Consider the following 26,121-nt stretch of genomic DNA (forward strand, 5'->3'; position numbering starts at 1 on the left):
GCCTTCGAGGCATCGCCCAGCAACGTCGCTTAGCATCAAGCCTATGCCTGAGAACAAACGTACGGCCAGTGGTGCCCTCGGCGGCATCGTCGGCCTCGTCGGCCTGAGCGCGGCCGCCGGCGTCCTCGTGACCGCGGCAGTGACCCCGGCGATCGCCGTTTCGGGCCTCGCGGCGTCGAGCGCGATCACGATCTTCGACAACATGCCGAGCTACCTGCAGCCCGACCAGCTGATGCTGCCGACGACGTTCATGGCCGGCGACGAGGTCCTCGCGAAGTTCTACGACCAGAACCGTTCGCCGGTGACGTTCGACCAGATCAACCCCGTCATGTACGACGCGATCCTCTCGTCGGAAGACCCGCGCTACTACCAGCACGGCGGTGTCGACCTCATCGGAACCACGCGCGCCCTCCTCAGCAACGCCGCGGGCGGCGAGACGCAGGGTGGGTCGTCGATCAGCCAGCAGTACGTCAAGAACGTGCTCGTCCAGCGTTGCGAGCGCGACGCGCGCGCGGTCGAGGCCACCGACGACACCCCGGCGATGACGCGCGACGAGGCGCTGCAGGCGTGCGCTCTCGAGGCGATCCAGGCCGAGGGCGTGGAGGGGTATCAGCGCAAGCTGCAGGAGATGCGCTACGCCGTGCAGCTCGAGAAGCAGTACACCAAGGACCAGATCCTTCTGGGATACCTGAACATCGCCAACTTCGGCGGTGTGACGTACGGCATCGACGCCGCCGCCAAGTACTACTTCAACGTCCCCGCGTCGGAGCTGAACATCGGGCAGTCGGCCGTCCTCGCCGGCATGGTGCAGAACCCCAACCGCTTCCGCATCGACCGCGCCGAAGGTTCGATCTTCGACAACGACGGCACGGCCTACAACAAGCAGCCGGACGGCTCGATCGACGACGTCGACCCGGGCACGATCCAGGCTCTGTACACCCTTCTCGACAACGGCGAGATCACCCAGGAGCAGCTCGTCGCCGCCGCCGACGGCTACAGCGAGACCAAGGGCCGCCAGCTCTACGTGCTCAGCCGCATGGAGGCTGACGGCAAGATCACGCACGAACAGTACGTGCAGTACGCGACCGAGCCGATCTCGCCGCAGATCACCCCGACCGATCAGGGCTGCGGCAGCTCGCGCGCTCCGTACTTCTGCCAGTACGTCGTCTCGACGATCCTGAACGACCCCGCCTTCGGCGCCGAGGTCGACGACCGCGTGCGCGCCCTCCGCCAGGACGGGCTCACGATCCAGACGACGCTCGACTGGCGCATGCAGGATGCCGCGCAGAACTCGATCAACGAGAACACGCCGCAGAGCCTCGACGGCATGAAGTTCGGCGCCACGGCCGTGAGCCTGGAGGCCAAGACCGGGCGCCTACTCGCCATCGCGCAGAACACGAAGTTCACGCAGGACCCCGACCTCGCCCAGTCCGACCCGTCGTACAACTCGATCATCTTCGCGGGAGACTCCACCAACGGCGGCTCGATCGGCTTCAACGCCGGATCGACCTTCAAGCTGTTCACCCTGGTCGACTGGCTGGAGCAGGGCAAATCGCTCAACGAGCAGCTGAACGGTCGCCTGCAGCCGGTGCCCAACATGGAGAACTCCTGCCAGGGCCGGTGGGTCAACCAGGGCAACGTGCGCATCAACAACTTCGCGAACAACTCGGGCTACGTCGGAACCCCGATGATGTTCACGCGCGACTCCCTCAACACCGGCTACCTCGCCATGGCCGCTCAGCTCGACCTGTGCGACATCGCGAAGACGGTGAAGAAGCTGGGCGTCACCACGGGCGACGGCAATGAGATCCTCATGGCCAACGCCAACGAGGTGATCGGAAGCGACAACGTGTCGCCGATCGCCATGGCCGGTGCGTACGCCACAGTGGCCAACGGCGGCAACCACTGCCAGCCGAAAGTCATCGACAAGGTGACGGATGCCGATGGCGCCGAGCGGCCCATTCCGGAGCGGAAGTGCGAGCCGGTGCTGACCCCCGAGGTCGCGGCGACGACAGCGTACGCCCTGCAGGGCGTCATGGCCGGTGGCGGCACGGGTTCGTCGGCCAACCCGCGCGACGGCGTCCCCGTGATCGGAAAGACCGGTACACACGAAGGCTTCCAGACCTGGATGATCGAGTCGTCCACGAACGCCACCACCGCGGTGTGGGTCGGTAACTGGACGGGCGACGTCGACCTGTTCAACCGGTACTCCAACGGGCTGCGGCTCAGCGACATGCGTTACACGCTCGCTCGCGACGTTCAGAGCGCCGCCAACGAGTTCTACGGTGGCGACCGGTTCCCCGACCCGGCGCAGAACCTCTTGCGCACCATCCAGCGCGACGTGCCGAACGTCGTCGGACGCGGCATCGACGAAGCGCGGAGCACGCTCGAACGCGCGGGCTTCCGCGTGAACGTCGGCGACCCGGTGGACGCCGAGTTCGGGGGCGACCGCGTGGCGGAGCAGAGCCCGAGCGGGTCGGCGGCCGCCGGTTCCGTGATCACGATCCGCCCCGGCAACGGCCAGGGCGGGACGGTGCCGGACGTCAGCGGTCAGAACGTCAACGCCGCACGAGCGGCGCTGCAGTCCGCGGGCTTCGGCAATGTCTCGATCGGTGACTGCGAAGAGAACGGATCTGCCCCCGACGAGGGTCAGGTGAGGTCGACCGATCCGGCCGCGAACTCGTCCGCCAACAAGAACACCGGCATCCGACTCGACATCGTGGCGAAGGATTGCCCGTGACGGGTCCGCTCGTGAAGGCCGCCCTCGCACCCCTCGGGGTTGCGGGGGCGGCCGCTGTCGGCGCTGCTGTATGGGGTATGGGCGTCGAGCGCTACCTCTTCACCGTGCGTTATCACGCGCTTCGCGTACTCCCGCCGGGCGTGGACGCGATGCGTGTCCTCCATGTCTCTGACGCTCACATGGCGCCGTGGCAGCACCGGAAGCAGGAGTGGATGGCGCGGCTCGCCGAGCTGTCGCCCGATCTCGTCGTCAATACGGGCGACAACCTGGGCCACCGCGACGGGCTGACCGGCATCCGGACGGCCTTCGCGCCGCTGCGCGGCGTACCGGGTCTCGTCGTTCACGGCTCGAACGATTTTCAGGAACCGTCGCCGCGCAACCCGCTGCGCTACTTCCTCGGACCGTCCGAGAACGTTCCCGAGCACAAACACCTCGATGTCGACGCGCTCGATCGCTTCTTCACCGACGATCTCGGCTGGCACATCCTCGACGACACCGCGGTGTCCGTCGACGTGAAGGGTGTGCGTCTGACCGCGTTCGGGGTGAACGACGCGCATCGCAATTGGGACAAGCCCGAGCTCATTCCCCCGGTGCTGTCGACCCTGGATGCCGCCGACCTCACGCTCGGCGTGATGCACGCGCCTTATCGGCGAACGCTGGATCGCTTCGTCGTTCTCGGCGCCGATATCCTCCTCGCCGGTCACACGCACGGCGGTCAGGTCCGCGTGCCGTTCCGCCGCGAAGCGCTCGTCTCCAACTGCGATCTGCCGCTCGATCAGGCCCGCGGGTTGAGCGAGTGGTCGCACGGCGGACGGACGGTTCCGCTCAACGTCAGTGCCGGTCTCGGCCACTCGATCTACGCGCCCGTGCGCTTCGCGTGCCGTCCCGAGGCGACACTGCTGACGCTGCTGCCGCGCTGACCGCTCCTCCCCCTCTGGCGAAAGGGTCGATCCGTTCACGGATCGGCCCTTTCGGTCGTTCCGTGCCCACGCCGACATCGCATGATCGAGTCTCCTCGACCGAAGGGAAACTCGATGCACCGACCACCTCCCCGCCGCCGCCGACTCCCCTCGGCGATCGCACTCCTCCTCAGCGCCGCCGTCCTGACCTCTCCGGCTCTCGTGGCGGCTCCCGCGCACGCCGCAGACCGGGGAACCGGATTCGGCACGTGGGCCCCGCTGTCTTCCACCGGGTGGCACGGCTCCATGCGCGTCGGCGACATCCACACGTACTGCATCCACCCGGGCCTTCCCTTGGCCACCGGTCCCACGACCGACCAGGGTGTCCGCACGGATGCCGACGGAATGAGCCCCCAGCAGTTGGTCTCGATCAACCACCTCGTCACGACCTACGGCCAGACCGACGACCCGGTTCAAGCGGCGAGCGTCGGGTGGGCGGTCAAGGCGATCGCCGACCGCGACACGACGTTGCACTCGTGGGGATACCAGGGGGATTCGTTCCGCGAGGCGATCGACTACATCATGCGGCGAGCGAGCCCTGAGAACAGCCTCGCCATTCAAGAGCGCGCGGAGCAGTATCTGGCGGAGGCCGCGGCCGTCCGAGTTCCTCGCGTCGGCGGGACGCTGACGCTGACGGTGCACCCCGACGATCCCACCCAGGGGACCGTCGTCGCCGACGTCGACCCCGACGCACGGGGCGCCCTTCGCCTCGAAGGTGCAGTGTTCGCCGATACCGGGTTGTCCGAACGCAGCGATGTCCTCGCCGGGGTGGCGTATCCGATCCTCGCGCCACCGCCCGTCGACACCGACGGGCGGCCATACACCGTGCGGGTCCGCGGCACCTTCTCCGTGCGGTCGGCAGCCGTGCGCCTGTTCACGACACCGGGCCAGCAGGAGTCCGCCGGCCCCGCTGAGCCGCAGCGGTTCACTCTGGCGGCCGAAGACGCCACGGCGCGACCGGTGCGGTTCTCGCCCCGGATTCAGACGTTCGCCCGCATCCAGGAGGGGCGCTTCGTCGACGACGTGGAGTTCACCTCGGGCGAGGGGGTATGGCCCCGTCACGCGGACGGCAGCTTCGTCCGGCTCCGGGCCCGCGCGGACGTCTACCGTACGGGGGCATTTCCGGCCGAGTCTGCCGAGATCCCGGCCGGGCTCACACCCGTCGCCCAGCTCGAGCTGACCACCTCCCCCGACATCGGGCCGGGTACCTACACGGCATCGACGGGGCCGCTGCCGGGACCCGGCGTCTACAGCGCGGTCTGGCGTATCGAACGCGCCGATCAGGAGGTTGCCACCCTTGCTCACTTGCCAACCCGCTACGTGTGGGTGGAGCGGTTCGCCACGCCCAGCCAGACCGAGCAGCTCGCCCCTCCCGCCCCCGCGCCGACGCCGACGCCCGTCTCGACTCCCGCACCGGTAGCGCCGCCGGCGGCGCCTCCGACCGCGGCTCTCGCAGCGACGGGTCTGACGACCCCCGACGTCGGCACGGCCGGGGGCCTTGCGGCGTCGGCGATCGCGGTCGGGCTCATTGCGCTCGTCATCGCTCGCCGCCGCGTCACCAGGCGCGTCTGAACAGCACAGGTTCGACTACCGCTGACGACCGAGCGGCGCCGTCGGGTCGTGGCGCCCATCGCGACGCGCCCGCCCGACGGCCCGGTTCGGACCACGGTCGCAGACGGGGTAGACTTGCAGGGTTGGCCACGGGGTGTGGCGCAGCTTGGTAGCGCGCGTCGTTCGGGACGACGAGGCCGCAGGTTCAAATCCTGTCACCCCGACCGCAGAGAGGCTCCACCTTCGGGTGGGGCCTCTCGTGTACCGAGATACCGACTTCACCCGCCCTCAGGAGCACCGTGTCCGATACCTCGCCCCGCCTCGTCGCCTTCGACCTCGACGACACCCTCGCTCCATCGAAGACCGCGATCGACCCGCGCATGGGCGACCTGCTGCTCGCTCTGGCCGAGCGTGTCGAGGTCGCGATCATCTCGGGTGGCCAGCTCCAGCAGTTCAAGACGCAGGTGGTCGAGCGCCTGCCTCAGGCGGACGCCGCACTCGTGTCACACCTCCACCTGATGCCGACGTGTGGAACGCAGTACTACCGCCTCAGCGAAGACGGCATCACGACCGTCTACGCTCACTCGCTGACCGACGACGAGAAGTCGCGCGCCCTCACCGCCGTTCGCGAGGAGGCGGAGCGTCTCGGGCTGTGGGAGGCCGAGCCGTGGGGCGAGATCCTCGAGGATCGCGGTTCTCAGATCACCTTCTCCGCGCTCGGCCAGAGCGCTCCCCTCGAGGCCAAGATGGCCTGGGATCCCACGGGCGAGAAGAAGAACACGCTGCGCGAGGCGGTCGCCGCCCGTATTCCCGACCTCGAGGTGCGCTCGGGCGGATCCACCTCGGTCGACATCACCCACCGCGGCATCGACAAGGCGTACGGCATGCGTCAGCTCGCCGACGCCACCGGCATCTCGCTCGACGACATGCTGTTCATCGGCGACCGGCTCGACCCCGACGGCAACGACTACCCCGTGCTGGCCATGGGTGTCGAGTGTCACGCCGTCCACGGGTGGGAAGACACCGCGGACTACCTCGAGGCCCTCATCCCCACTCTGCCCGCACGCGACTGACCCGCCGCACGCGACCGACACGATCGGATCCCGCCGACCGCGACGCGACCGATGCCGGGGCGCACGAGCCGCGACTAGAGGATCTTCCCGATCGGTTCGCGCTTCTCGGCCTGGAATCGGTCCTCGGTGCGGCCGTACGCCCAGTAGCCCGACAGCGACACCTGGGCGCGTTCCAGACCCCACGCCGTGAAGAAGACCTCGCGCAGAGCCTTCATCGCCTCGCGCTCTCCGTGAGCGAAGACGTGCACTCGCCCCGAGGGCACCGTCCACGCCGTGACGGCCTCCACGAGAACACGGGACGTTCCCGCCGCCGCCCCTCCCCGGTGCAGCCACACGATCTCGAGACCGGGTGGAGACACCAGCGCGATCTCATCGTCGGTGCCGGATACCTCGACGAACACCGTCCCGCGCGCGTCGGGGGCGAGGGCCTCGAGCGCCGCCGAGATCGCCGGCAGCGCCGACTCGTCGCCGACCAGCAGGTGCCAGGATGCCGTGGGGTCGGGGGCGTACCCTCCACCGGGCGGCGACACCACCAGCCGCTCCCCCGGCTGCGCGCGCGCCGCCCACGGTCCCGTGAGTCCCTCGTCGCCGTGGACGACGAAATCGATCGTCAGCTCGTCGCCCCGGACCTCCCGCACGGTGTACGTGCGGGTGACGGGCAGATCCTCCGGGGCGAGGGTCTCTCGCAGCGCCGCCAGGTCGTAGGGCGGTTCCAGGCCCAGCTCGGGCTTGGCGAAGGTGATCTTCACGTACCGGTCGGTGTGCGGGCTGTCGCGGAACACCGCCAGATCGACACCGCGCGCCCGCAGGCGCACGAGGTGGGGCGTGAGGCGCTCCGCCGAGACCACCTCGAGCACGTGCTGCGGGCGCGGCGGGCGCACGGGACGGTCGCTCACGCGGCATCCACCCCCGCTCCTCGGCGACGCAACGCATCGGCCACCTGCGCGGAGTAGCCCGCGATGTGCGCGTGGACGCGGTCGCGTGCGGCCGCGGCGTCACCGTCGGCGACCGCCTGCACGATGCCCCGATGCTCGGCCCGCAGCCGGCGAGAGGTCTCGTCCCAGTCCTCGAGCATCGCCGCACCGGCCCGCGTGTACGACTCGATCGAACTGCGAAGGCCCGCCATCATCGCCGAGATCACGGCGTTGCCCGACGCCTCCGCCAGAGCCTGGTGGAAGCGCGCATCCAGAGCGAGGAACTCGTCGCGATCGAGCGCGGCGGCATCCATGGCATCCAGGATGCCGCGGATCTCGGTGAGGTCGGCATCCGCGTCGGCGAGCGTCTCGGCGACATCGCACTCGAGCACGGTGCGAGTGCGGACCACATCACCCAGCGGAAAGCCGCTCGCCGCCACCTGGAGTCGCAGGAAGGCGGCGAGCCCCCCGCGCGGCGTCGTGACGATCATCGCTCCCGAGGACGGACCGGATCCGGTCGCCGTGCGCACGACCCCCAGTACCTCCAGCACGCGGATCGCCTCGCGGACGCTCGAACGCCCCACACCCAGCTGGGCGGCGAGTTCACGCTCGGGCGTCAGACGCTCGCCCGGCGAGAGCCGCCCCTCACGCAGGTCGGTCTCGATACGTTCGAGAACCACCTGCCACGCGCGCAGTGCGGAATCCGACATGGCATCCCCTCGGTCGATGCGGCAGACCATGTGGCCTGACCACACGACACTACGCGCGGTCCGTCAGTCCTCGGCGGGGGTTGCGTAACCGGCCGGGTTCTTGGACTGCCAGTTCCAGTAGTCACGGCACGCGTCATCGATCGTCAGACGCGTCCGCCACCCGAGCACGTCGGCGGCCTTCGTCGGGTCGCAGTACGTCGCGGCGACGTCGCCGGGACGGCGGGCGAGGATCTTCTTGGACAGTTCGTGACCGACTGCCTTCTCGAACGAGGCCACGAGCTCGAGAACGCTGACGGGTCGGCCCGTGCCGAGGTTGAACACCTGGTGTCCGGGCCGTGCCTGCTCGAGCGCCACGACGTGCCCCTCGGCGAGGTCGACGACGTGGATGTAGTCGCGCAGCCCCGTGCCGTCGGGGGTGTCGTAGTCGTCACCGAACACGCCGATCTCATCGAGCGTTCCGATCGCGACGCGTGACACGAACGGCATCAGGTTGTTCGGGATGCCGGCCGGGTCTTCGCCGATGAGCCCGGACGGGTGCGCCCCGACGGGATTGAAGTAGCGCAGCACCGTGACGTTCAGCTCGGGGTTCACGCGGGCGACGTCCGCGAGGACGACCTCGTTCATGCGCTTGGACTTGCTGTAGGCGTTCGACAGGTCGACGCTCGTCGTGGACTCCTCCGTGAAGGGGAGGTCCGCCGGGTCGGAGTACACCGTTCCCGTGCTGGAGAACACGAACGATCGGATGCCGCGGGCGATACCGACACGCAGAAGCGTGAACGTCGTGTCGAGGTTGTTGGAGTAGTACTCCAACGGCTTCTGCGTGGACTCGCCCACGGCCTTGAACGCGGCCAGGTGAATGATCGCGTCGATGGGGCCGTGCTCGTCGAACACGGACGCGACCACGGCCTCGTCGGCCGCGTCGCCGACGACGAGGGGCGCCGACTTTCCGGTGATGCGCTCGACGCGTTCTGCGGCGACGGCGTGCGTGCCCGAGAGGTCATCGAGGAGGACGACGTCGTGACCGGCATCCAGAAGAGCGACGGCCGTGTGTGTTCCGATGTAGCCGGCACCACCGGCCAGGAGTACGCGCATGTCTCCAGGCTATCGGCCGACGACGGCCTCGCCCGACGAGGTCGGTCGGCGCGGCCTCAGCGCCCGTCGAGACGACCGCCGGACTCGCGCAGGTAGCACGCCGCGCACATCGACTCGTACGTCACCTCGCCGGCGATCTGCCCCTCGTCGATCGCGACCTGGTCGCCGTCGAACACGAACCGGCCGCCCACCAGACGCGCGTTGAACACGGCTTTGCGGCCGCACCGGCAGATGGTCTTGAGTTCTTCCAGGCTGTGCGCGATCTCGAGGAGCCGCGCCGAACCGGGGAACGCGTCGGTACGGAAATCCGTGCGGATGCCGTAGGCGAGGACGGGGATGCCGTCGAGCACGGCGATGCGCAGGAGGTCGTCGACCTGCTCGGCGGTCAGGAATTGCGCCTCGTCGACCAGGAGACACGCCACGGGCGCCTTACCCGCGGCCTCGTGGAAGACGGCGCGCAGGTCATCGGCCGGGCCGACGAGGAAGTCCACCGCCCGGGTGACCCCCAGTCGGCTGTCGATCTGGTCAGCGCCCTTGGTGTCGATCTCGGGTTTGGCGAGAAGCACCCGCTGGCCGCGTTCCTCGTAGTTGTACGCCGCTTGCAGCAGGGCCGTGGACTTGCCGGAGTTCATCGCTCCGTAGCGGAAGTACAGCTTGGCCACGGGTGCCTCAGGCGTTGATCGCGAGCGCCTGGGCCGTGGCATCCAGTTCGGCGCGCGCCGCTTCGGGACGCGTGTTGAGCGTCTCGCCATAGCTGGGGATGAGCTGACGCAGGCGCGGCTCCCACTCGGGCATCCGCTCGGGGAAACAGGTCTTGATCAGGCCCAGCATGATCGAGACGGCGGTCGAGGCCCCCGGCGACGCCCCGAGGAGACCCGCGATGGAGCGGTCGCCCGACGTGACGACCTCTGTGCCGAACTGCAGCACACCGCCCTTGTCCTTGTCGCGCTTCATCACCTGCGCGCGCTGACCGGCGTCGAGCAGCTCCCAGTCCTCGGCCTTGGCCGTCGGCATGAACTCCCGCAGGCTGTCGACCTTCTTCGCGTGACTCTTGAGGAGTTCGCTGATGAGGTACTTCAGCAGGCTGGGGTTGTCGATGGCGACCTTGAGCATCGGGAAGATGTTGTGGGGGCGCACCTGCGTGACGATGTCGAGCATCGAGCCGTTCTTGAGGAACTTCGGGCTGAACGTCGCGAACGGACCGAACAGCAGCGACGTCTCGCCGTCCACGACACGGGTGTCGAGGTGCGGCACCGACATCGGGGGCGCTCCGACCGACGCCTGCGAGTACACCTTGGCCCGGTGCTGCGCGACGATCGCCGGGTTCGACGTCTTGAGCCACTGGCCGCCGATCGGGAAGACGCCGTACCCCTTGATCTCGGGGATGCCGGAGCGCTGGAGGAGCTTCAGCGCCCAGCCGCCGGCGCCGACGAAGACGAACTTCGCCGTGATCGTGCCGGGGGTGTGACCGATGACGTGACGGTAGCTCACGTCCCACCGACCGTCCTTGCGCTTCTTGAGCTTCTTCACCTCGTGGTTGGTGACGACCTCGACGCCCTTCTCGCGAAGCCCCGCGAACAGCTGACGCGTCAGCGAGCCGAAGTCGACGTCGGTTCCCGCGGGAACCCGGGTCGCCGCGAACGGCTCCCCCTTCCGACGCTTCTGCATGAGCAGCGGCGCCCACTGGTTGATGACGCGGGAGTCCTCGCTGTACTCGATGCCGGCGAACAGCGGCTGCTGCTTGAGCACCTCGTAGCGGCGGCGCAGGTAGGCGACGTCTTTCTCGCCCCGCACGAACGTCATGTGCGGGGTCGGGTTGATGAAGGTCGACGGCTCGTCGAGCACGCCCTCCGCGACCAGCGAGGCCCAGAACTGGCGGCTCTGCTGGAACTGCTCGTTGATCGTGACGGCCTTGGACGGATCGAGCGGCCCGTTGGGGTTGTCGGGCATGTAGTTCAGCTCGCACAGTGCCGCGTGCCCGGTGCCGGCGTTGTTCCAGGCGTTCGAGCTCTCTTGCGCGACGTCGCTCAACCTCTCGAGCACCGCGATCTTCAGATCGGGCTGCAGATCCTTCAGCATCGTGCCGAGGGTGGCGGACATGATGCCGCCTCCGATGAGGAGAACGTCGACGTTTTCGGTCACCAGACGATTCTAGGTGCCGGGTGAGAGTGTCTCGACATCGAGAGATCCGTCGGTTCGATATCGAGACAACGCCCGCTCGAACGGCATCCGGATGCCGAGCTCAGACGCGTGCGGAAAGCTCCTTCGCCACGAGCTCGGCGATCTGCACGGCGTTCAGCGCGGCCCCCTTGCGGAGGTTGTCGTTGCTGATGAACAGCACCAGGCCCTTGCCTTCGGGCGCGGACTGGTCGGCGCGGATGCGGCCCACGTAGCTGGGATCGGTGCCCGCGGCCTGCAGCGGGGTCGGCACCTCTTCGAGGACGACGCCGGGCGCATCGGCGAGCAGCTCACGCGCGCGCTCCGGCGTGATGTCACGGTCGAACTCGGCGTTGATGCTGAGCGAGTGGCCGGTGAAGACGGGGACGCGCACGCACGTGCCCGCGACGCGCAGGTCGGGGAGCTCGAGGATCTTGCGGCTCTCGTTGCGGAGCTTCTTCTCCTCGTCGGTCTCGTTGAGGCCGTCATCGACGAGGTTGCCCGCGAAGGGGATGACGTCGAACGCGATGGGCGCGACGTACTTCTCGGGCTGCGGGAAGTCGAGCGCCGAGCCGTCGCGCACGAGACGCTCGACGTCGCCCTGGGCGAGGACGCCCTCGACCTGGCCGAGGAGCTCCCGCGCACCCGCGAGGCCGGAACCCGACACGGCCTGGTAGGTGCTGACGATGAGACGTCCGAGACCCGCTTCGGCGTCGAGCACCTTCAGCACCGGCATGGCGGCCATGGTCGTGCAGTTGGGGTTCGCGACGATCCCCTTCTTCGCCTCGGCGATGGCGTGGGGGTTGACCTCGCTCACGACCAGCGGAACCTCGGGGTCCATGCGCCACGCGCTGGAGTTGTCGATCACGAGCGCCCCCGCCTCGGCGAAGCGCGGCGCGTGGGCGCGCGAACCGGTGGCGCCGGCGGAGAACAGCGCAACCTCCACGCCGGCCGGGTCGGCGGTGGCGACGTCCTCGACGACGACCGTGTGGCCGCTGAAGTCGATCGAGGTGCCCGCCGAGCGGGCGGTGGCGAACAGGCGCAGCTCGCGAATCGGGAAGGCGCGCTCCGCGAGGATCTCGAGCATGACGGTGCCGACCTGGCCGGTGGCGCCGACGACGGCGAGGGAGATTCCGGAATCGGAGATGCGGGTCATGCGAAGTCCTCGGGATTCGTGGGTGAAATCCAGATTGTAGCGTTCTGCCGCGGAGCGCGATCGCCTCGGCCGGCGGGGCTCAGGTCAGCGCCGCTGCACCGAACGACACCCCGAACTGCACGCACCACAGATCGACCGTGCGGAAGACCGACAGATCGACGTCGGCGGGGATGTCGTACAGCTGATCGCCGAGGTTCCCCTTGATGGGGCCGAGGTCGACGTGGTCGTAGCCCGCGGCCGTGAACCATCCCTCTCGGCCCTCGACGACGGGGCCCGCACTCAGCCAGACGTGCACGTCGGGCCCGTTCGTCGTCTGGAGGCCGATCAGGGCCAGCTGGCGGGAGCCGTCGGGATTCTCGATGACCCGCACCGTCCCGCTGGTCTCGTGCTCATGGCTGATCAGCGCACCGGTGAGCAGATCGACGGGTCCCGTCTGCGGTTCGACGACGTCGACGGGGTCCGTCGTGGGTGCGGTGGCGGCCGTGGAGGGCGCGGCCGGCGCAGACACGGTGGGCGCCGACGCGGGGATCTCGTCATCGACGCGGACGTCGATGAACAGCAACCACGGCTGGAAGATCAGCCCCAGCACGACCAAGGCGACCACCGCGATCGATGCGCCGATTCCCCACCACCAGCGAGACCTTTTCGTCGGCCACGACCGTGCCATCTCCGCCTCCGTTCGGCCGAAGACTAGGGGCTTTCTCTGCGACGCGGCTGAACGTGTCCGGAGGCGTTCAGCGACCGGTGCCGGCGTGCACGGTCGCCTCGATCTCGTTGTCGAGGCCGTACGCGGTGTGCACGACACGCGCCGCCTCAGCAAGATCGACACCGCGGACGACCACCGAGATGCGGATCTCGGAGGTCGAGATCATCTCGATGTTCACCCCCGCCATGCTGAGCGCCTCGAAGAGCGTCGCCGACACGCCGGAGTGCGTGCGCATGCCGGCGCCGACGACCGAGAGCTTGCCGATCTGGTCGTCGTGCACGAGGCTTTCGAACCCGACCTCGGACTGCTCGCCGGCGAGCGCCTTCAGCGCGGTCGCAGCGTCCGTCTTCGGCAGCGTGAACGAGATGTCGGTGCGACCGGTCGCGGCGGCCGAGACGTTCTGCACGATCATGTCGACGTTCGCGCCGGACTTGGCGACGATCTTGAAGATGTCGGCGGCCTTGCCGGGCACGTCGGGCACACCGATGACGGTGATCTTGGCCTGGCTGAGGTCGGTGGCGACGCCGGCGACGATGGGCTCTTCCATGGTGGCTCCCTCGGGGACGAGCGGGGACTTCTTCGACGCGTCGAGCACCCACGTGCCCTCGCTCGAGCTGAACGTGGACCGCGCGTGGATGAGGACGCCGTGGCGGCGGGCGTACTCGACCGCGCGGATGTACAGCACCTTGGCGCCGTTGGCGGCGAGCTCGAGCATCTCCTCGCTGGAGACGCGGTCGAGCTTCCGGGCCAGCGGCACCACCCGCGGGTCGGCGGTGAAGATGCCGTCGACGTCGCTGTAGATCTCGCACACGTCGGCCTCGAGCGCCGCGGCGAGCGCCACCGCGGTCGTGTCCGACCCGCCGCGGCCGAGGGTGGTGATGTCGCGGGTGTCGCGGTTGAAGCCCTGGAAGCCGGCGACGATGACGATGGCGCCCTCGTCGAGGGCTTCGCGCAGACGTACCGGGGTGACGTCGACGATCCGCGCGGCGCCGTGGGTGGCATCCGTGATCATGCCCGCCTGGCTGCCGGTGAAGGAACGGGCTTCGAAGCCCATCGAGTGGATCGCCATGGCCAGCAGCGCCATCGAGATGCGCTCACCGCTGGAGAGGAGCATGTCGAGTTCGCGCGGCGCCGGGATCGGGGCGACCTGCCCCGCGAGGTCGAGGAGCTCGTCGGTCGTGTCGCCCATGGCGCTGACGGCGACGACGACCTCGTGGCCGGCGCGCCGGGTGTCGACGATGCGCTTGGCGACGCGCTTGATGCTCTCGGCGTCGGCGACGGACGAACCGCCGTACTTCTGGACGATCAGCGCCATGAGGGGAACTCCCGGGAGGGTCGGGCGTCGGGATGCCACGAAGGGGCGCTCGGATGCCACGCCCGAGGGTTCATCTTAGAGGCGCCCGCATGCCGCTGACGTCATGCGGGCGCGGGGCAGGGGCGCGGCCGGGGCGGAGGTGCGGGCGCGGATAGGATCGTGGAGTTCCACCCTCTGCCTCTGGGAGCGTTGCGGATGTCCCCCACCCCCGGTCGATGGCTGTCGTCACTTCGCCGACTCGTCCACGCCGACGAGGCCCTCGCGCCGGAAACCCAGCTCCTCACGGTCATCGACGAGGGGCTCGCCACCCGCATCCTGGACCTGGCGATCCGCATCGGCGAGACGATGCTCGTGGTCGGGGCTCCGGCGAACGAGGTGACCTTGACCATCGTCCGCGTGTGCGGGGCATACGGTCTGGATCCCGTCCACGTCGACGTCACCTACAACTCGATCACGATCGCCCACAGCCTGCCCGGGGCGGCGCACCCGACGACACTGCTGCGCGTGGTGCGGGGGTCGGTGCCCGACCATGCCAAGCTGCAGCGTCTTCAAGCCCTGGTGGGCGAGATCGCCGACGGTCTCGACCTCGACGCGGCGATCGCGCGCTGTCGCGCGATCCGACGCCTGCCCTTCCGATATCGGCCCGCCGCCGTCATCGCCGCCCAGGCGATGCTGGCCCTGGGTGTCGCGATCATGTTCGGCGCGAACTGGCTGGCGCTGATGCTCTCGTTCGTCGCGGCGGCCCTGGCCGCCACGACCCAGTACTTCCTCGCGCGCGTGCGCGTGCCGTACTTCTTCGCGCAGATCGCCGGCGGGTTCGTCATCACCGTCGTCGCGGCGCTCTCGCCCCTGCTGCGCTACACCGGGATCGAGGCGGCCGCCGCGATCCGGCCCTCGGTGATCGTGGCATCCGGGATCGTCCTCATGCTCGCGGGGCTCACCGTCGTCGGGGCGGCTCAGGATGCCATCGACGGGTTCGCCCTCACCGCGACCGGCCGCATCCTCGAGCTGACGACGCAGACCCTCGGCGTGGTGCTCGGGATCCTCGCGGGGCTGGAGACCGTGCGCGTCCTGGGCCTCGGGATGTCGCCGCCCTCGACCGCGCTGCCGCTCGGGCCGCTGCCGGTCCAGTTCGTCGGCGCGGCTGTCATCGCGATCGCCGTGGCGATCTACAACGGCGCCGGAGCCCGGATCGTGCTCGTCAGCGCGGTCCTCAGCCTCCTCGCCTGGGTCGGGTACGTCGGCGCCTCGGGCCTGGGGTTCGAGGTGGCCGCAGCCAGCGGTGTCGGGGCGTTCGTCGCGAGCTTCATCGGCGTCGTGGTGGCCTACCGTCTCCACGTGCCCTCGGTGGCGATCACGACCGCCGCGATCCTGCCGATGGTGCCCGGAGCAGCGGTGTTCCGGGGGCTGCTGGGCATCGTGGAGTCCGGCGACGACGCCGCCGTCCTCATGGCCGGGGTCACGACCCTCGCGGGTGCGGCGACGATCGGCATCGCCCTGGCCGTCGGCGCCTCGCTCGGCATCTACCTCGGGCAGCCGGTGCGCGCGACGCTGTCGAGCGTGGTGCGGGCTCGAACGCGCACGCGGACGTAACGCCTCGTCACGGGCTGACCTGACCGCAGGCCCCGGGCTCAGCGCCCGCCGGAGTGTTCCACAGAGCCACGTCGACCCAGGCATCGATTCGCAGGTGCTGGTCGCGCACTTCCACCTCACGCACGGTCATCGACCGGGGCAAGGCCTCGGCGAGGCACACGGGCGGCGCCTGCAGGGCGCCGAGAGCGTCGTCACCCAACTTCACCCGCAGCTCATCGCCGGACAGCGTCGTGCCACCCATCGTGACCGACGAGACCGTCGCGCTCAGCCAACCGTCCGCGAACGCCGGGGTGACCGCGACGCTCGCCGCGACATTCGTGCCGCCGGACGCCATCGACACATCGAGGGCCATGTCCGCCCCACGGAACCCGATCTGCATCGCGCCGCGGGCGTTCTCGGGGATGTACATCGATGTCGCCTGCCCGGCGTTCAGACTCGCGACGACCGCGACCCGGTCCGCGACCCACACGCCGCCGTCGTCGAGATGCGCACCCGTGAGCGTCATCGCGAGATCAGCGGTTCCTTCGGCGAACGGTGCATTCGGCATCGTCAAATGAATGCTCTCGTAGTGATTGACCACCCCCTGGAGCAGGGCGGAACCGTCCACGACTGCTCCGATGTGCTGGCTCTCCGGCAGGGACATCGCCGCGCGCGCCTCCGCCGCGACCGAGCGTTCGACCTCACTGCGACCGACCGCCTCCCCGACCAGGACAGCGGCGACCGCGAGGCCCAGCAGGATCACGATGAGCAGGACGACCCGCGCCGTGGGAAAAGACGACGGCGGAGAATCCGCAGCCTCCGGCGACGGCGCAGGGCGCGTCAGAACGGCCGTCGATTCGTCGAAGAGGGTCATCGCCGCACCCTTACCCGAAGCGACCGTTGACGTAGTCGTACGTGCGCGGGTCGATGGGCGAATCGAACATCGCCTCCGTGTCACCGTGTTCGACGATGTGACCGGGCTGGCCCTGCGACGCGAGGAAGAACGCGCACTGCTGCGACACACGCTGCGCCTGCTGCATGTTGTGCGTGACGATGACGATCGTCACCTCGTGCTGGAGCTCGCCCATCGTCTCCTCGATCACACGCGTCGAGGTCGGGTCGAGCGCCGAGCACGGCTCGTCCATGAGGAGGACCTTGGGCTTGATCGCGAGCGACCGGGCGATGCAGAGACGCTGCTGCTGACCGCCGGACAATCCGCCGCCGGGAGCGCGGAGACGGTCCTTGACCTCCTTCCACAGTCCCGCCGAGGTGAGCGAGCGCTCCACCAGGTAGTCCTTCTCGTCACGGCTCGCCCGCACCCCCGTCAGTTTCAGGCCGGCGACGACGTTGTCGTAGATCGACATCGCGGGGAAGGGGTTGGGCTTCTGGAACACCATCCCGATGTCCTTGCGGGCGTCCGTAAGGCGGCGAGCGGGATCGTAGATGTCGTCGCCGTCGAGGAGCACTTCACCGGCGAGGGATGCCGACGGCACGAGCTCGTGCATGCGGTTGAGGATGCGCAGGAACGTCGACTTCCCGCACCCCGATGGTCCGATGAGCGCGGTGACCTGCCCCGCAGGCATCGTCAGCGACACGCGGTCCAACACCTGGTGGTCACCGAACCAGGCGGTGATGCCGCGTGCTTCCAGCGTCGCCAAGGGCGCGGGGGACGAGAAAACGTCCTGTGGAGCCGGCTGAACGGCCACCGGCGGGACGCCATCCGGCGCCGGGGAGCCGCCGGCGCGGTTGCGGCGCAACGGCTCCGCGGCGACCGGAGTGACGACGGTGGTGATGTCGTCGTGCGCAGCGGCGGGGACGGGCAGCACGGGCCCCGGGGGTGTCGGATCGGGTGTCGCCCCGATGACGCGGGTGATGTCGTCGGACATGGATGCCTCTCGCAAGGTCAGAGGAGGTTCGGGAGAAGGAGCGTGACCTGGTAGGCCGCGAGGAAGCCGGCCAGCAGCAGCACCGGCACGAAGACGATCCAGGTGCGCTGCGCGCCGAACCGCCGGAAGGCCCAGACGGCGGCGAGCTCGGCCGCGATGAGGAACTGCAGAGCGAACACGAGCGCCCACACGGTCGTCGTGTCGGTCGACATCGCACGCTGCTCCGGGGGCAGCGCGGCCGTGGTGGTGACACGAGCGCCGCGGGGCTGCGCCGTGCCGACCAGCCGGGCATCGACATAGGCCACGCCCGTCGGGACGTAGGGCGCACCGCGCGCCGTCATGAGGACGAGGCGGCTCTCCCCGGGGCGGAGGTTGGGGAGCGTCGGATCGCCCGCATAGCGGACGCCGACCACGGAGAACTCCTGCAGCCCCTGTCCGGTGCGTACGGTGATGGCATCCCCGGGGCTGAGCGACTGGATGCCGGAGAACGGACCGCCGAACGCGGCACTGCGCCCCTGCAGGAAGCTGACGCCCGCCTGACCCGGCAGGATGCTGTCGCGCTGATGGCCGACGCCCTGCGCCGTTTCGGCCGACGACGTCCCCTCGACGATCACCTCGTGCAGCCCGAGGCTCGGGATCTCGAGAATGCCGACGGGTGCACCGTCGGGTAGCAGGTTCTCGTCGAAGGTGTACTCGCTGACCGGGGCCGTCCCCGCGCGCAGCTGTTCGCGGAACTGATCCCCCACGCGCTGCTGGGAAACGAGGTGCTGGACGTGGCTGAACACCGTGACGTTCAGGACGAACATGAGCGTCAGTACCGCAGCGAGCGCGACGACGGCTCGGACGATCGCTTCGGTCGCGGTGAGCGGCGGAGCGGGCTTGTTCTCGCGCGGAGGGCGACGCGGTGGGCGCGGGACCGACGGCGCACGGCGCGGGCGAGCCGGGACGCCGGTGGCGTGTTCTTCCGTGACCGTCATGCGCCCACCGTCACGGGGAGGGGCGTGCCACCGGCACGACGGATGAGAGAGACGACGACCACGGCCGCCGCACCGACGCCGAGCAGCAGCACGACGAGCCACGGCAGGACGAACACCGTCGCATCGCGGGTCACAGGGCTGAGCGCGGTTCCCTCGACCTGGGCGGGCGGGTTGACCCGTGCGTGTGCGGTCAGCACCGTCCACTGGCCGGCACCGGGCAGGTCGGCGCCGACCGTGCGGGTCTCCCCCGGCTTCAGCGCCGGAACGGCGACGCCGTCGACATTCGACAGGCGCAGGCCGAGAACGTTCTCCATCCAGAAGTCCACGGTCAGGTCGATCGAGGACTTCGACATGTTGCGCACGGTGAACCACACCTGCGCCTCCCCGCCGAAGGGATTCAGCGAGGGCGCGCTTCCGGTCGACAGTCCGCCGATCGACAGGATGCCACCCAGGTCGACGCTGTCGACCAGAGTCACCCCCGCGGGCGACGAAGGCGTCACCGTCGAAGGCGCACCCGTTCCGCCACCGGAACTCGAACCGCCGCGTATTCCGCTCGACGCACCGGACCCGACGGAAGCCGGGAGACCGCCCGAAGACGCGGGTCCCGCGGTCCCGGTACCGGAGGGCGCGGCGGTGGGTCCGCACACCAGCGCGGTGATCCCCACTCCCCCTCCCGTCGGAGCCGGCGAGACCACCGGCGAGGGCGAGGGGCACTGGACCGCCCCGTCCGCCGCCGCCGCCGAGGTCACCGCCGCCGGCGCGGCGATCATCGCGAGGGCGAGAACCACCGCACCCCCCACGCGACGCGCCGACCGAATCGACGGAGGAACAAAGCGCACGGCGGTCACGCTCCCGAGCCGGCGGAGACGGATTCGCGCTCGGTCTCGGCCTTGCGGCGCGCTTCCGCCTCGGCGTACTCCATCCACTCCTTGGCGCGGGCGTCGTTGCGTCGGCGGCTGAGACGGAGCCCACCCCAGACAAGGAGGGCGAGAAGGATGAGCCCGAGGAGCAGCCACGGCACCGCGAACACGACGGTGTCGCGTGAGACGCTCAGCAGTGGGCCGGGGTTCGGAGCGGTCTCATCGACCCGGGGGTAGACCGTGACCAAGGGATTGAGGTAAACCCACTGACCTACGCCGCTGATCGTGGTCGTGACCGTTCGGGTGCTCCCGGGCAGCATCTCGGACAGTTCCTCTTGGACGGGAGCCGCCAGCGGGATGCCGAAAAGACCGCGAACCTCGGCCTTCAGATCTCCCGAGAGGGCGACGTTGCCCGCGTTGCGGACGGTGTAGGTGATCGTGGTCTCGCCCGCGAACGGGTTGACGTTCGGCGTGTAAGACGCCGAGATTCCCGCGATGGACAGGTTCGGCTGGAGGTCGCCGGGGACGCGGACGTACAGGCGCGTCCCGAGACGGCGGTCAACGATCACCTGGCCGTCGGGCGATTGGACGGATGCCACCAGGCCCCCGGCGTGGTCGCCCGGTGTGGCGTCGTCCGGGACTCGCATCGTGAACGGGATCGTCGTCGATTCGCCCGGCTGCAGCGTCACCTGCACCGAGGGCTCACCGCTGAAGCTGACCCAGGCTCCCGCATCGGTGGGGGCGACTCCCGTATCGAGGAGGCTGAACGCTCCCTCGTCGGTGTTGAAGGCGTCGGTGGCGAAGACGCTGAAGGTCTGCGCAGCGGTTCCGCGGTTGCTGACGTTGTAGCCGTCCTCCAACGACTGGCCAGGACCGATCTGGTAGTCGAACCGCGTGCGGATCGGACCGTCGTCGTTGACGGGCTGAGCCGAGATACCGATCTCGTCGATGGGGGCCGCTTCTTCGGCGCGGGCGGGCGGGGACGCGAGCATCGCGCCGAGTGCCACGGCACCGGCGACGACCGACGCGATCGTGGCGGAAAGGCGGGCGTTCGGGCGCACCGCGGGTCGGAAGATCTGCACGGTACATCTCCCCAGTAAGGGCTTACGGCCGCACTGCGGCAGCGGAAACGAGGGCTGAACGAGGAAGGTCCGAGAGGAAGGGCGGCGCCGTCGGCGCCGCCCTTCCCCGGGGTCACTTCGAGACGAGCGTGAGCGTCATCTTCGAGGTGTAGGTGCCGGCGGGCGTGCCGGCGGGGGCGACGAGCTTCAGGTCGGCGTTGAGCGTCGTGTTGGGCTCGGTCGAGACCCCCGCGCCGGCCGTGGCGAACGGCGAGGGGTAGGTCGCGCTGCCGGCGACCTGCTCCGCGGCGGCCGTCGCAGCGGCGCCTTCGGTCTTGGTGACCTTGACACCGAAGTTGGCCTTGTCGATGGTGTTCGCGCCCGACACGAAGTTCGCGACGGACTGCGTGAGGTCCCAGCCCTTGCGGTCGGCCGTACGGCGCGTGTCCGCGACCGTGATGCCGGTGATCGAGCCGGTGGACTCCGACAGCTTCTGCGCGTTGATCGACGTGGTCAGGGCGACGGACGTCGTCGGCACCGTGAAGGTGAGGTCGCCGGGCGCCTCCTGCACGTCGGCCGAGATGTCGATGTCCTTCGAGTCACCGGTGGGTTCCGGGTCGACCGTGCCTTCGATGGTCGGCGTGTAGGTGTAGTTCCCACCGGGGGCGACGTTGACGCGAACGAAGGTGACGCCCTTGACCAGGACGCCGGCTCCGTCGGTGAAGGCGATGCCCACCGAGTAGATGCCACCGTTGGCCTTCGCGGCCGCCATACCGAGGCCGTCGATGTCGATCGGGCGCAGGGCGGGGGTCAGGACGGTCTTCAGCGCCGGGTCGTTGAACCCGTTGAAGCCACTGCCGAGCCACTTCTGCGAGTCCAGCTCATCGCCGGGGTTGGAGAAGAAGGTGAAGACGGCAGCCGCGTCCGCGGGACCGGTGAACATGTCGTCGTAGTCCGAGAAGCCGGCGTTCAGCGGGTACCCGTAGACGGGGTCGTCCCACGCTTTGACGTCGGTGCTCTGGACGATCGTCTCATCGGGGTTCCACAGCCACATCTGCTCGAGCGAGGGGGCCGGGGTGGGGGCAGCCGATGCGGCGAGGGCGCCGCCGGCCGACAGGGTGAGGGCGAGGACGCCGGCGAGGGCGGCCTTGATACGGAGGTTCTTCATGATCTGTCCAATCGAGAGGTCGGTCAGCCGGCCGCGTAGGCCGCGATCGGGGTCGAGGAGCTGGGCGCGAGGAAGCCGAACTTCCGCTTGACGGAACCGGGCGCGAAGGGCGAGGTGGAGAAGTTGGTCAGGCTGGTGACCTTCGACGAGTCGACGAGACCGGCGAGCACCGGGTCGTACGCGGGCGAACCGGTGTAGGTGAAGGACGACTGCACCTTGGCGCGCTCGACGATCAGGTAGGTGTCACGGCCGAACGTGGTGTCGGCGTAGTACGCCGTGCTCGGGATCAGGTTGGGCGCCGTGCCCGTGTAGGGAACCTGGCCGGCGACGGGGGAACCGAGGGCCACCGTGGGAGCGGCCGCGACGGTGTTGACACCCGAGACGTTGTTGGCCTGAGCGACCCAGTTCGCCACCGAGAAGGGGATGATCTGGTTGTCGCCGAGGACGGTCGCGTCGTTCTCGGGGGTGACGTTGCCCGTGTCGTTGACCGCGGGGGCCGTGGGGGCGCTCCCCGAGTAGCCGATCGCGTTCAGGAAGAACGTGCGGGTACCCGAACCGGCCTGCGGCAGGCGCGGGGTGACGGGGACACCGTCGATCGAGGTCAGCGTGCCGTCGTAGATCGACTTGAGCTGCGCGGCGGTGAGGTTCGCCCACGCGGCCGTGCCGCCCTTGTAGGCGTAGGCCATTCCGTCACGACCGAAGGGGACGTAGAGCAGGCGGCCGTTGGCGTTGGCGTTGGTGCCGGGGCCGCTCGAGCTGCGGGCGATGTCGACCTGGTTGGTGATGGCGCGTGCGGGCGTGCTGTTGTTGGCGACCGACCAGTTCGCCCCGCTGACCGAAGCGCGCAGCGCGTCGCGCCCCGACCCCGAGCCGTTCGGCCGGGCGAAGAACACGCCACCCGGCTTGGTCTGGATCGCGGCCGACCCGAATGCGTCGAAGTTCCCGACCGACTTGCCGCCGGCGAGGATGCGGACGAAGGAGCCCGACACGTTGGTGCCGTTCGTGAGGGCGTTCATCGAGTCCTGGAGCGTGTCCGAACCGACGACGGCATAACTGTTCGACACGGGCTCCGCGGAGGCCGATGACGCGAAGGCGACGCCCGAGAGGACGAGGCCGACAGCCGCACCGAGTGCGGCGATCTTCTTGATCTTCACTGATGACCTATCTGTGGGTTGGTGTGGTGAGAAGGGAACTGCGGGAAGGGAAAGTCGAAGGTCACGTTCTGCGCGGCAGACGAGGGATGAGCAGCACGACCAGCGCGGCGATGAGACCGGCGAGGAGGCTGATCGGCAGGGCGGCGGGGAGGGCACCCGAGTCGGGGTCGGCCGCGGTCTTGGCGCCCGCGAGAGCGCCGGCGACGGCCCCGGATGCCGTGGGGTTGGCGTCTCCCGCCGAGGCTGCCGCCGCGGGCGCCGCGGCCGCTCCCGCGGAAGCACCAGACGACGATCCTCCGCCGGTGACGCTGCCTCCGACCGCTCCGGAGGGCCGCGACGGCGCAGCCTGCGGCGGCGCCGGAGTCGCCGGAGTGACACCGTTCTCGAGGGCGGTGGCTGCCGCACGCGCCTGGACCCGCCAGCTGTCGGGAAGCGGAGCGTAGCCGCTGGGGAGCTGACCGGTCTGCACCCCCGGGGCCTGGCCGGGCTCCGCGGCATAGCGGATGAAGTCCGCGTACACGCGACGGACGGAGGCATCCTTCACATACGGGCTCGCGGCGGCATAGACCGGAAGCGCGAGCGGATAGGCATCCACCGCTCGAGCCGCCTCGGCGCTGGCGGGATCGAAGCCGCGGACCTGCGCCTGCGATCCGATCGGCGTCATCGCGACGGCTGCCGCCACGAGCGCCTCGTTCGTCGGGCTCACGAAGGTCCCGGCCGGGTTGCGCAACGACGCGGTGACGAGCTGGTACTTGTCGGCGGCGGCGCCGTCGGTGAGGGAGATGACAGCCTGTGTGCCCGGCAGGTTCCGTGGGCTGCGTGTGTAGCGGGGTGGGTTGCCCAGCGGGTCCCACGCGCTGAGCGCCAGCCCGTCGCCGCGCAGCGTGTAATACGCCGCGTTGTCGAGGTCGTTGGTGTAGGGGCGCCACGTGACCGAGTTGATGGCCGCGGGGCCGTCCTCGACGGCCGGCACCTCGACCGGGTCGGGGCGCGGGAAGCTGTCGCGCGGTAGCGCGAAGGCAGTGCCGGTGGGGTTCTTCGCCGCGTCGGTGGAGGCGTAGGGGTTGATGACCATCCCCCAGTCGTCGGGGTTCCCCGCGAGGAAGTCTCGGGCGTCGGGGTCGGCCATGACGTAGCTCCACAGCGCGGTGGCGACGTCGGTTCGTCCCTGCGGGACGAGCATGTCGGCCACGGCCACGCTGGCGATCGCCTGCTGTGACCACTCGGGGTCGTTGATCTCGAGGAAGTCGGGATCGAAGAGGAGGTTCCGGGGATTGCTGCCCAGGTGCGACCGGTCGGCCTGGTAGGGCAGCGAATCCAGGTAAGAGGAGGTGAGCAGCTTCGCGAGAAGGCGCGGAGTCAGCTTCATGTCCGTCAACGGCAGCCGGGCGCGTGCGAGCGCGTCGGCGGGGACCGTCCCGTCCTGCCGCGGGAATCGATCGATCGCGAAGCCCACGGTGACCGAGCTCAGCGCGATCGGGGCGTACACGAGCCTGTCCTCCTCCTCACCGCGGTAGGGCAGAGAGGTGAGGGCGAGCGGCGCGGTGTCGGCGGCCGTGTTGGCGGTGGCGACGGCGTCGCTCTCGGTTCCCGTGAGGAGCGTGAACACACTGCCTTCCCCGCCCGAGCACAGCGACGGCTGCCACGACGACACCGCTCGCGCGACGACCTCGCTGCCGGACAGCTGACGTTCGGCCGCGCCGATGGCGCACCGGAGACCCACCGGGCGGAAGTCGAGCTTGATCGCGACGTGGTGCTTCCAGTTGTCCCAGAACAGACCGGAACTCACCACGGAGGCCTCACCCGTGTCGGTGGTACCGCGCGGAATGATGACGAGCCAGCAGGGCTGGCCGCTGGTCGCCGCAGCGTCATCCGAGGTGCGGGCGCCGCAGCCCAGACCCCGGGACTGCGTGACGGTCTGAACCTCGAACTTGGTGCTGCCGGTCCCGTCCGCACCGGTACCGGCCCACGGCACCTCGTTGGACGTGTACTGCGTGAAGAAGGGGTTGGTGTTCACGTCGACGCCGGGAACGCGGGTGCCGTCGACCACCGAGGCGACCGTCTCGCCGGTTGCCGATCGGAAGGGAATCGAGGTGTACGCGGGGTCGAGGACACCCGCGGCCGGCACCGTCAAGGATCGATCGGCGTCGGCGACGCTCCCCTCGACGCGGTTTCCGTCCCGTGTCGCACCAGGTGTGCCGAACGCGCCGTATTGGCAGGTCGTGCGGTCGGGCCGCCCCGGGTTCTGCGGGTCATCGCCCCAGCACTGGGCGATCTGCAAGAAGTTCTGCCCGCCGGACTGTTGCGTGGGGGGCGTCGACTCCTTCCCCCCTGTCCAGCTGATCTCCACGCCCTGGGAGACCAGTCCCTTGGTCTGTGAGACCGTCACGGAGAGATCGGGGAACGGGGCGTTCTCCCAATCCGCGTCGTAGGCCTTGGCGGTGACCGTCGCCGACGTCGCATCGGCCGCGACGGCGGCACCGACCGGCATAACGCCGCCGGCAGTGAGAGCGGCGAAGACGAGACCGCCGACGAGCGCGCCGGACAGGCCGGACAGCGCACGTCGCGCGGCGCGCCCTTCGGGTAGAGCACTACGCACAGGATTCTCCAAGTGGGGGCGACACCCTGTCCGGGTGCCGACAGCGATGAAAGTAGGGGCGGGTCGTGACTTCCGCGTGAACGGTCCATCAACGAGAGGTCGTATCTGCACGGAAGCCCCGATGGCAAAACAAAGCCGAGGTCAAAGGTCCTTTTTGACACGTCGAATACCGCCTCCGCGAGGAGGCGGTATTCGACGGCGATCAGCGTTTGCCGGCTCTTGTCGTTCGCATACGACGGAAACTCACGGGCGGGAGGATGATCGCGGCGATGAGCAGCAGCGCGGCGGCCAGCATGAGCCACTGCGGCGCTTTCCATCCGTCCTCCGCGAGGGTGAACGGGGAGGAGACCGCAGCCGCCGCGACACCGCCCCCGGCCGCGGCCGACCCGCTCACGAGATTGCCGTTCGCGTCGTACACCGCGTCGCCCCCCGTGCTCGTCGCATCCGCCGCCCCGGTCGCGACACCGCTCC

Annotated in this window: 21 protein-coding genes, 1 tRNA gene and 1 pseudogene; 6 read left to right on the top strand and 17 right to left on the bottom strand. The window is 69.4% G+C overall.

The genetic code is table 11. From position 1 onward, the window contains the following. Positions 1–43 precede the first annotated feature (43 nt). The 5 genes from MHY30_RS03585 (at position 44) to MHY30_RS03605 (ending at position 6,323) form a co-directional block, all read left to right on the top strand. A complete protein-coding gene (locus MHY30_RS03585) occupies positions 44–2,740 on the top strand; it encodes a transglycosylase domain-containing protein (protein WP_239275132.1) in 2,697 nt (898 codons plus the stop codon). Next, positions 2,737–3,660 (top strand): metallophosphoesterase, encoded by a 924-nt coding sequence (locus MHY30_RS03590; protein WP_239275134.1) that lies wholly within the window; start codon positions 2,737–2,739, stop codon positions 3,658–3,660. Before MHY30_RS03585 ends, MHY30_RS03590 begins: the two co-directional genes overlap by 4 nt. A gap of 114 nt (positions 3,661–3,774) precedes the next feature. Continuing rightward, complete coding sequence (locus MHY30_RS03595) at positions 3,775–5,271, top strand: hypothetical protein (protein WP_239275136.1); 1,497 nt, start codon at positions 3,775–3,777, stop codon at positions 5,269–5,271. 129 nt (positions 5,272–5,400) lie between these two features. Further along, a tRNA-Pro gene (locus tag MHY30_RS03600) sits at positions 5,401–5,474 on the top strand. Between the two features lie 75 nt (positions 5,475–5,549). Continuing rightward, positions 5,550–6,323, top strand: a complete 774-nt coding sequence (locus tag MHY30_RS03605; protein WP_239275138.1) for an HAD-IIB family hydrolase — start codon at positions 5,550–5,552, stop codon at positions 6,321–6,323. A gap of 74 nt (positions 6,324–6,397) precedes the next feature. Here the strand turns inward: MHY30_RS03605 and MHY30_RS03610 are convergent, their stop codons facing one another. The 8 genes from MHY30_RS03610 to MHY30_RS03645 all read right to left on the bottom strand — a co-directional run bounded on the left by MHY30_RS03610 (position 6,398) and on the right by MHY30_RS03645 (position 14,373). Then, positions 6,398–7,219, bottom strand: coding sequence for a siderophore-interacting protein (locus MHY30_RS03610; protein ID WP_239275140.1), 822 nt, complete (start codon positions 7,217–7,219; stop codon positions 6,398–6,400). Then, positions 7,216–7,947 carry a FadR/GntR family transcriptional regulator gene (locus tag MHY30_RS03615; RefSeq protein ID WP_239275142.1) on the bottom strand — a complete coding sequence of 244 codons (732 nt, stop codon included), beginning with the start codon at positions 7,945–7,947 and terminating at the stop codon, positions 7,216–7,218. The genes MHY30_RS03610 and MHY30_RS03615 overlap by 4 nt, the downstream gene beginning before the upstream one ends. 63 nt (positions 7,948–8,010) lie before the next feature. Next, complete coding sequence (gene galE / locus MHY30_RS03620) at positions 8,011–9,039, bottom strand: UDP-glucose 4-epimerase GalE (protein WP_239275144.1); 1,029 nt, start codon at positions 9,037–9,039, stop codon at positions 8,011–8,013. 56 nt (positions 9,040–9,095) lie between these two features. Beyond that, entirely contained in the window at positions 9,096–9,701 is a 606-nt protein-coding gene (locus tag MHY30_RS03625; RefSeq protein ID WP_239275146.1) for a thymidine kinase, read from the bottom strand. A 7-nt stretch (positions 9,702–9,708) separates the two neighbouring features. Next, the gene (locus MHY30_RS03630) at positions 9,709–11,181 is read right to left on the bottom strand and encodes a malate:quinone oxidoreductase (RefSeq protein WP_239275148.1); all 1,473 of its coding nucleotides are present in this window, start codon (positions 11,179–11,181) and stop codon (positions 9,709–9,711) included. Between the two features lie 100 nt (positions 11,182–11,281). Further along, positions 11,282–12,352: an aspartate-semialdehyde dehydrogenase gene (locus MHY30_RS03635; protein ID WP_239275150.1), complete on the bottom strand. Its 1,071-nt coding sequence runs from the start codon at positions 12,350–12,352 to the stop codon at positions 11,282–11,284. Positions 12,353–12,431: 79 nt separating this feature from the next. Further along, a complete protein-coding gene (locus MHY30_RS03640; protein ID WP_239275152.1) occupies positions 12,432–13,019 on the bottom strand; it encodes a DM13 domain-containing protein in 588 nt (195 codons plus the stop codon). Positions 13,020–13,086: 67 nt separating this feature from the next. Continuing rightward, positions 13,087–14,373, bottom strand: a complete 1,287-nt coding sequence (locus MHY30_RS03645; RefSeq protein WP_239275188.1) for an aspartate kinase — start codon at positions 14,371–14,373, stop codon at positions 13,087–13,089. A gap of 195 nt (positions 14,374–14,568) precedes the next feature. Here MHY30_RS03645 and MHY30_RS03650 point away from each other — a divergent pair, with 195 nt between their 5' ends. Beyond that, positions 14,569–15,966 (top strand): threonine/serine exporter ThrE family protein, encoded by a 1,398-nt coding sequence (locus MHY30_RS03650; RefSeq protein WP_239275154.1) that lies wholly within the window; start codon positions 14,569–14,571, stop codon positions 15,964–15,966. A 7-nt stretch (positions 15,967–15,973) separates the two neighbouring features. Here MHY30_RS03650 and MHY30_RS03655 read toward each other — a convergent pair whose 3' ends face one another. The 9 genes and pseudogenes from MHY30_RS03655 to MHY30_RS03695 all read right to left on the bottom strand — a co-directional run. Further along, on the bottom strand, positions 15,974–16,819 hold the full coding sequence (locus MHY30_RS03655; protein ID WP_239275156.1) for a DUF2993 domain-containing protein: 846 nt from the start codon (positions 16,817–16,819) through the stop codon (positions 15,974–15,976). A gap of 10 nt (positions 16,820–16,829) precedes the next feature. Beyond that, the gene (locus MHY30_RS03660; protein ID WP_239275190.1) at positions 16,830–17,603 is read right to left on the bottom strand and encodes a phosphate ABC transporter ATP-binding protein; all 774 of its coding nucleotides are present in this window, start codon (positions 17,601–17,603) and stop codon (positions 16,830–16,832) included. A gap of 245 nt (positions 17,604–17,848) precedes the next feature. After that, positions 17,849–18,808 carry a sortase gene (locus tag MHY30_RS03665; protein ID WP_239275158.1) on the bottom strand — a complete coding sequence of 320 codons (960 nt, stop codon included), beginning with the start codon at positions 18,806–18,808 and terminating at the stop codon, positions 17,849–17,851. After that, on the bottom strand, positions 18,805–19,284 hold the full coding sequence (locus tag MHY30_RS03670) for a hypothetical protein (protein WP_239275160.1): 480 nt from the start codon (positions 19,282–19,284) through the stop codon (positions 18,805–18,807). Before MHY30_RS03670 ends, MHY30_RS03665 begins: the two co-directional genes overlap by 4 nt. A 368-nt stretch (positions 19,285–19,652) precedes the next feature. Next, the gene (locus tag MHY30_RS03675) at positions 19,653–20,750 is read right to left on the bottom strand and encodes a WxL protein peptidoglycan domain-containing protein (RefSeq protein ID WP_239275162.1); all 1,098 of its coding nucleotides are present in this window, start codon (positions 20,748–20,750) and stop codon (positions 19,653–19,655) included. Positions 20,751–20,862: 112 nt separating this feature from the next. Continuing rightward, the gene (locus tag MHY30_RS03680; protein WP_239275164.1) at positions 20,863–21,897 is read right to left on the bottom strand and encodes a hypothetical protein; all 1,035 of its coding nucleotides are present in this window, start codon (positions 21,895–21,897) and stop codon (positions 20,863–20,865) included. Between the two features lie 23 nt (positions 21,898–21,920). Next, positions 21,921–23,051 carry a hypothetical protein gene (locus MHY30_RS03685; protein WP_239275166.1) on the bottom strand — a complete coding sequence of 377 codons (1,131 nt, stop codon included), beginning with the start codon at positions 23,049–23,051 and terminating at the stop codon, positions 21,921–21,923. A 61-nt stretch (positions 23,052–23,112) separates the two neighbouring features. Further along, on the bottom strand, positions 23,113–25,650 hold the full coding sequence (locus MHY30_RS03690) for a hypothetical protein (protein WP_239275168.1): 2,538 nt from the start codon (positions 25,648–25,650) through the stop codon (positions 23,113–23,115). A 202-nt stretch (positions 25,651–25,852) separates the two neighbouring features. After that, positions 25,853–26,121, bottom strand: a pseudogene (locus tag MHY30_RS03695) (hypothetical protein); the annotation flags it as partial.

The organism is Microbacterium sp. ACRRU (assembly GCF_022346945.1).
Taxonomy (GTDB): domain Bacteria; phylum Actinomycetota; class Actinomycetes; order Actinomycetales; family Microbacteriaceae; genus Microbacterium; species Microbacterium mcarthurae.

What these genes read in the sequence shown, in the direction of transcription:
- MHY30_RS03585 (WP_239275132.1), top strand. Translation starts at nt 44, where the DNA reads ATGCCTGAGAACAAACGTACGGCCAGTGGTGCCCTCGGCGGCATCGTC.
- MHY30_RS03595 (WP_239275136.1), top strand. Translation starts at nt 3,775, where the DNA reads ATGCACCGACCACCTCCCCGCCGCCGCCGACTCCCCTCGGCGATCGCA.
- MHY30_RS03615 (WP_239275142.1), bottom strand. Translation starts at nt 7,947, where the DNA reads ATGTCGGATTCCGCACTGCGCGCGTGGCAGGTGGTTCTCGAACGTATC.
- galE (WP_239275144.1), bottom strand. Translation starts at nt 9,039, where the DNA reads ATGCGCGTACTCCTGGCCGGTGGTGCCGGCTACATCGGAACACACACG.
- MHY30_RS03635 (WP_239275150.1), bottom strand. Translation starts at nt 12,352, where the DNA reads ATGACCCGCATCTCCGATTCCGGAATCTCCCTCGCCGTCGTCGGCGCC.
- MHY30_RS03640 (WP_239275152.1), bottom strand. Translation starts at nt 13,019, where the DNA reads ATGGCACGGTCGTGGCCGACGAAAAGGTCTCGCTGGTGGTGGGGAATC.
- MHY30_RS03645 (WP_239275188.1), bottom strand. Translation starts at nt 14,373, where the DNA reads ATGGCGCTGATCGTCCAGAAGTACGGCGGTTCGTCCGTCGCCGACGCC.
- MHY30_RS03650 (WP_239275154.1), top strand. Translation starts at nt 14,569, where the DNA reads ATGTCCCCCACCCCCGGTCGATGGCTGTCGTCACTTCGCCGACTCGTC.
- MHY30_RS03655 (WP_239275156.1), bottom strand. Translation starts at nt 16,819, where the DNA reads ATGACCCTCTTCGACGAATCGACGGCCGTTCTGACGCGCCCTGCGCCG.
- MHY30_RS03665 (WP_239275158.1), bottom strand. Translation starts at nt 18,808, where the DNA reads ATGACGGTCACGGAAGAACACGCCACCGGCGTCCCGGCTCGCCCGCGC.
- MHY30_RS03680 (WP_239275164.1), bottom strand. Translation starts at nt 21,897, where the DNA reads ATGAAGAACCTCCGTATCAAGGCCGCCCTCGCCGGCGTCCTCGCCCTC.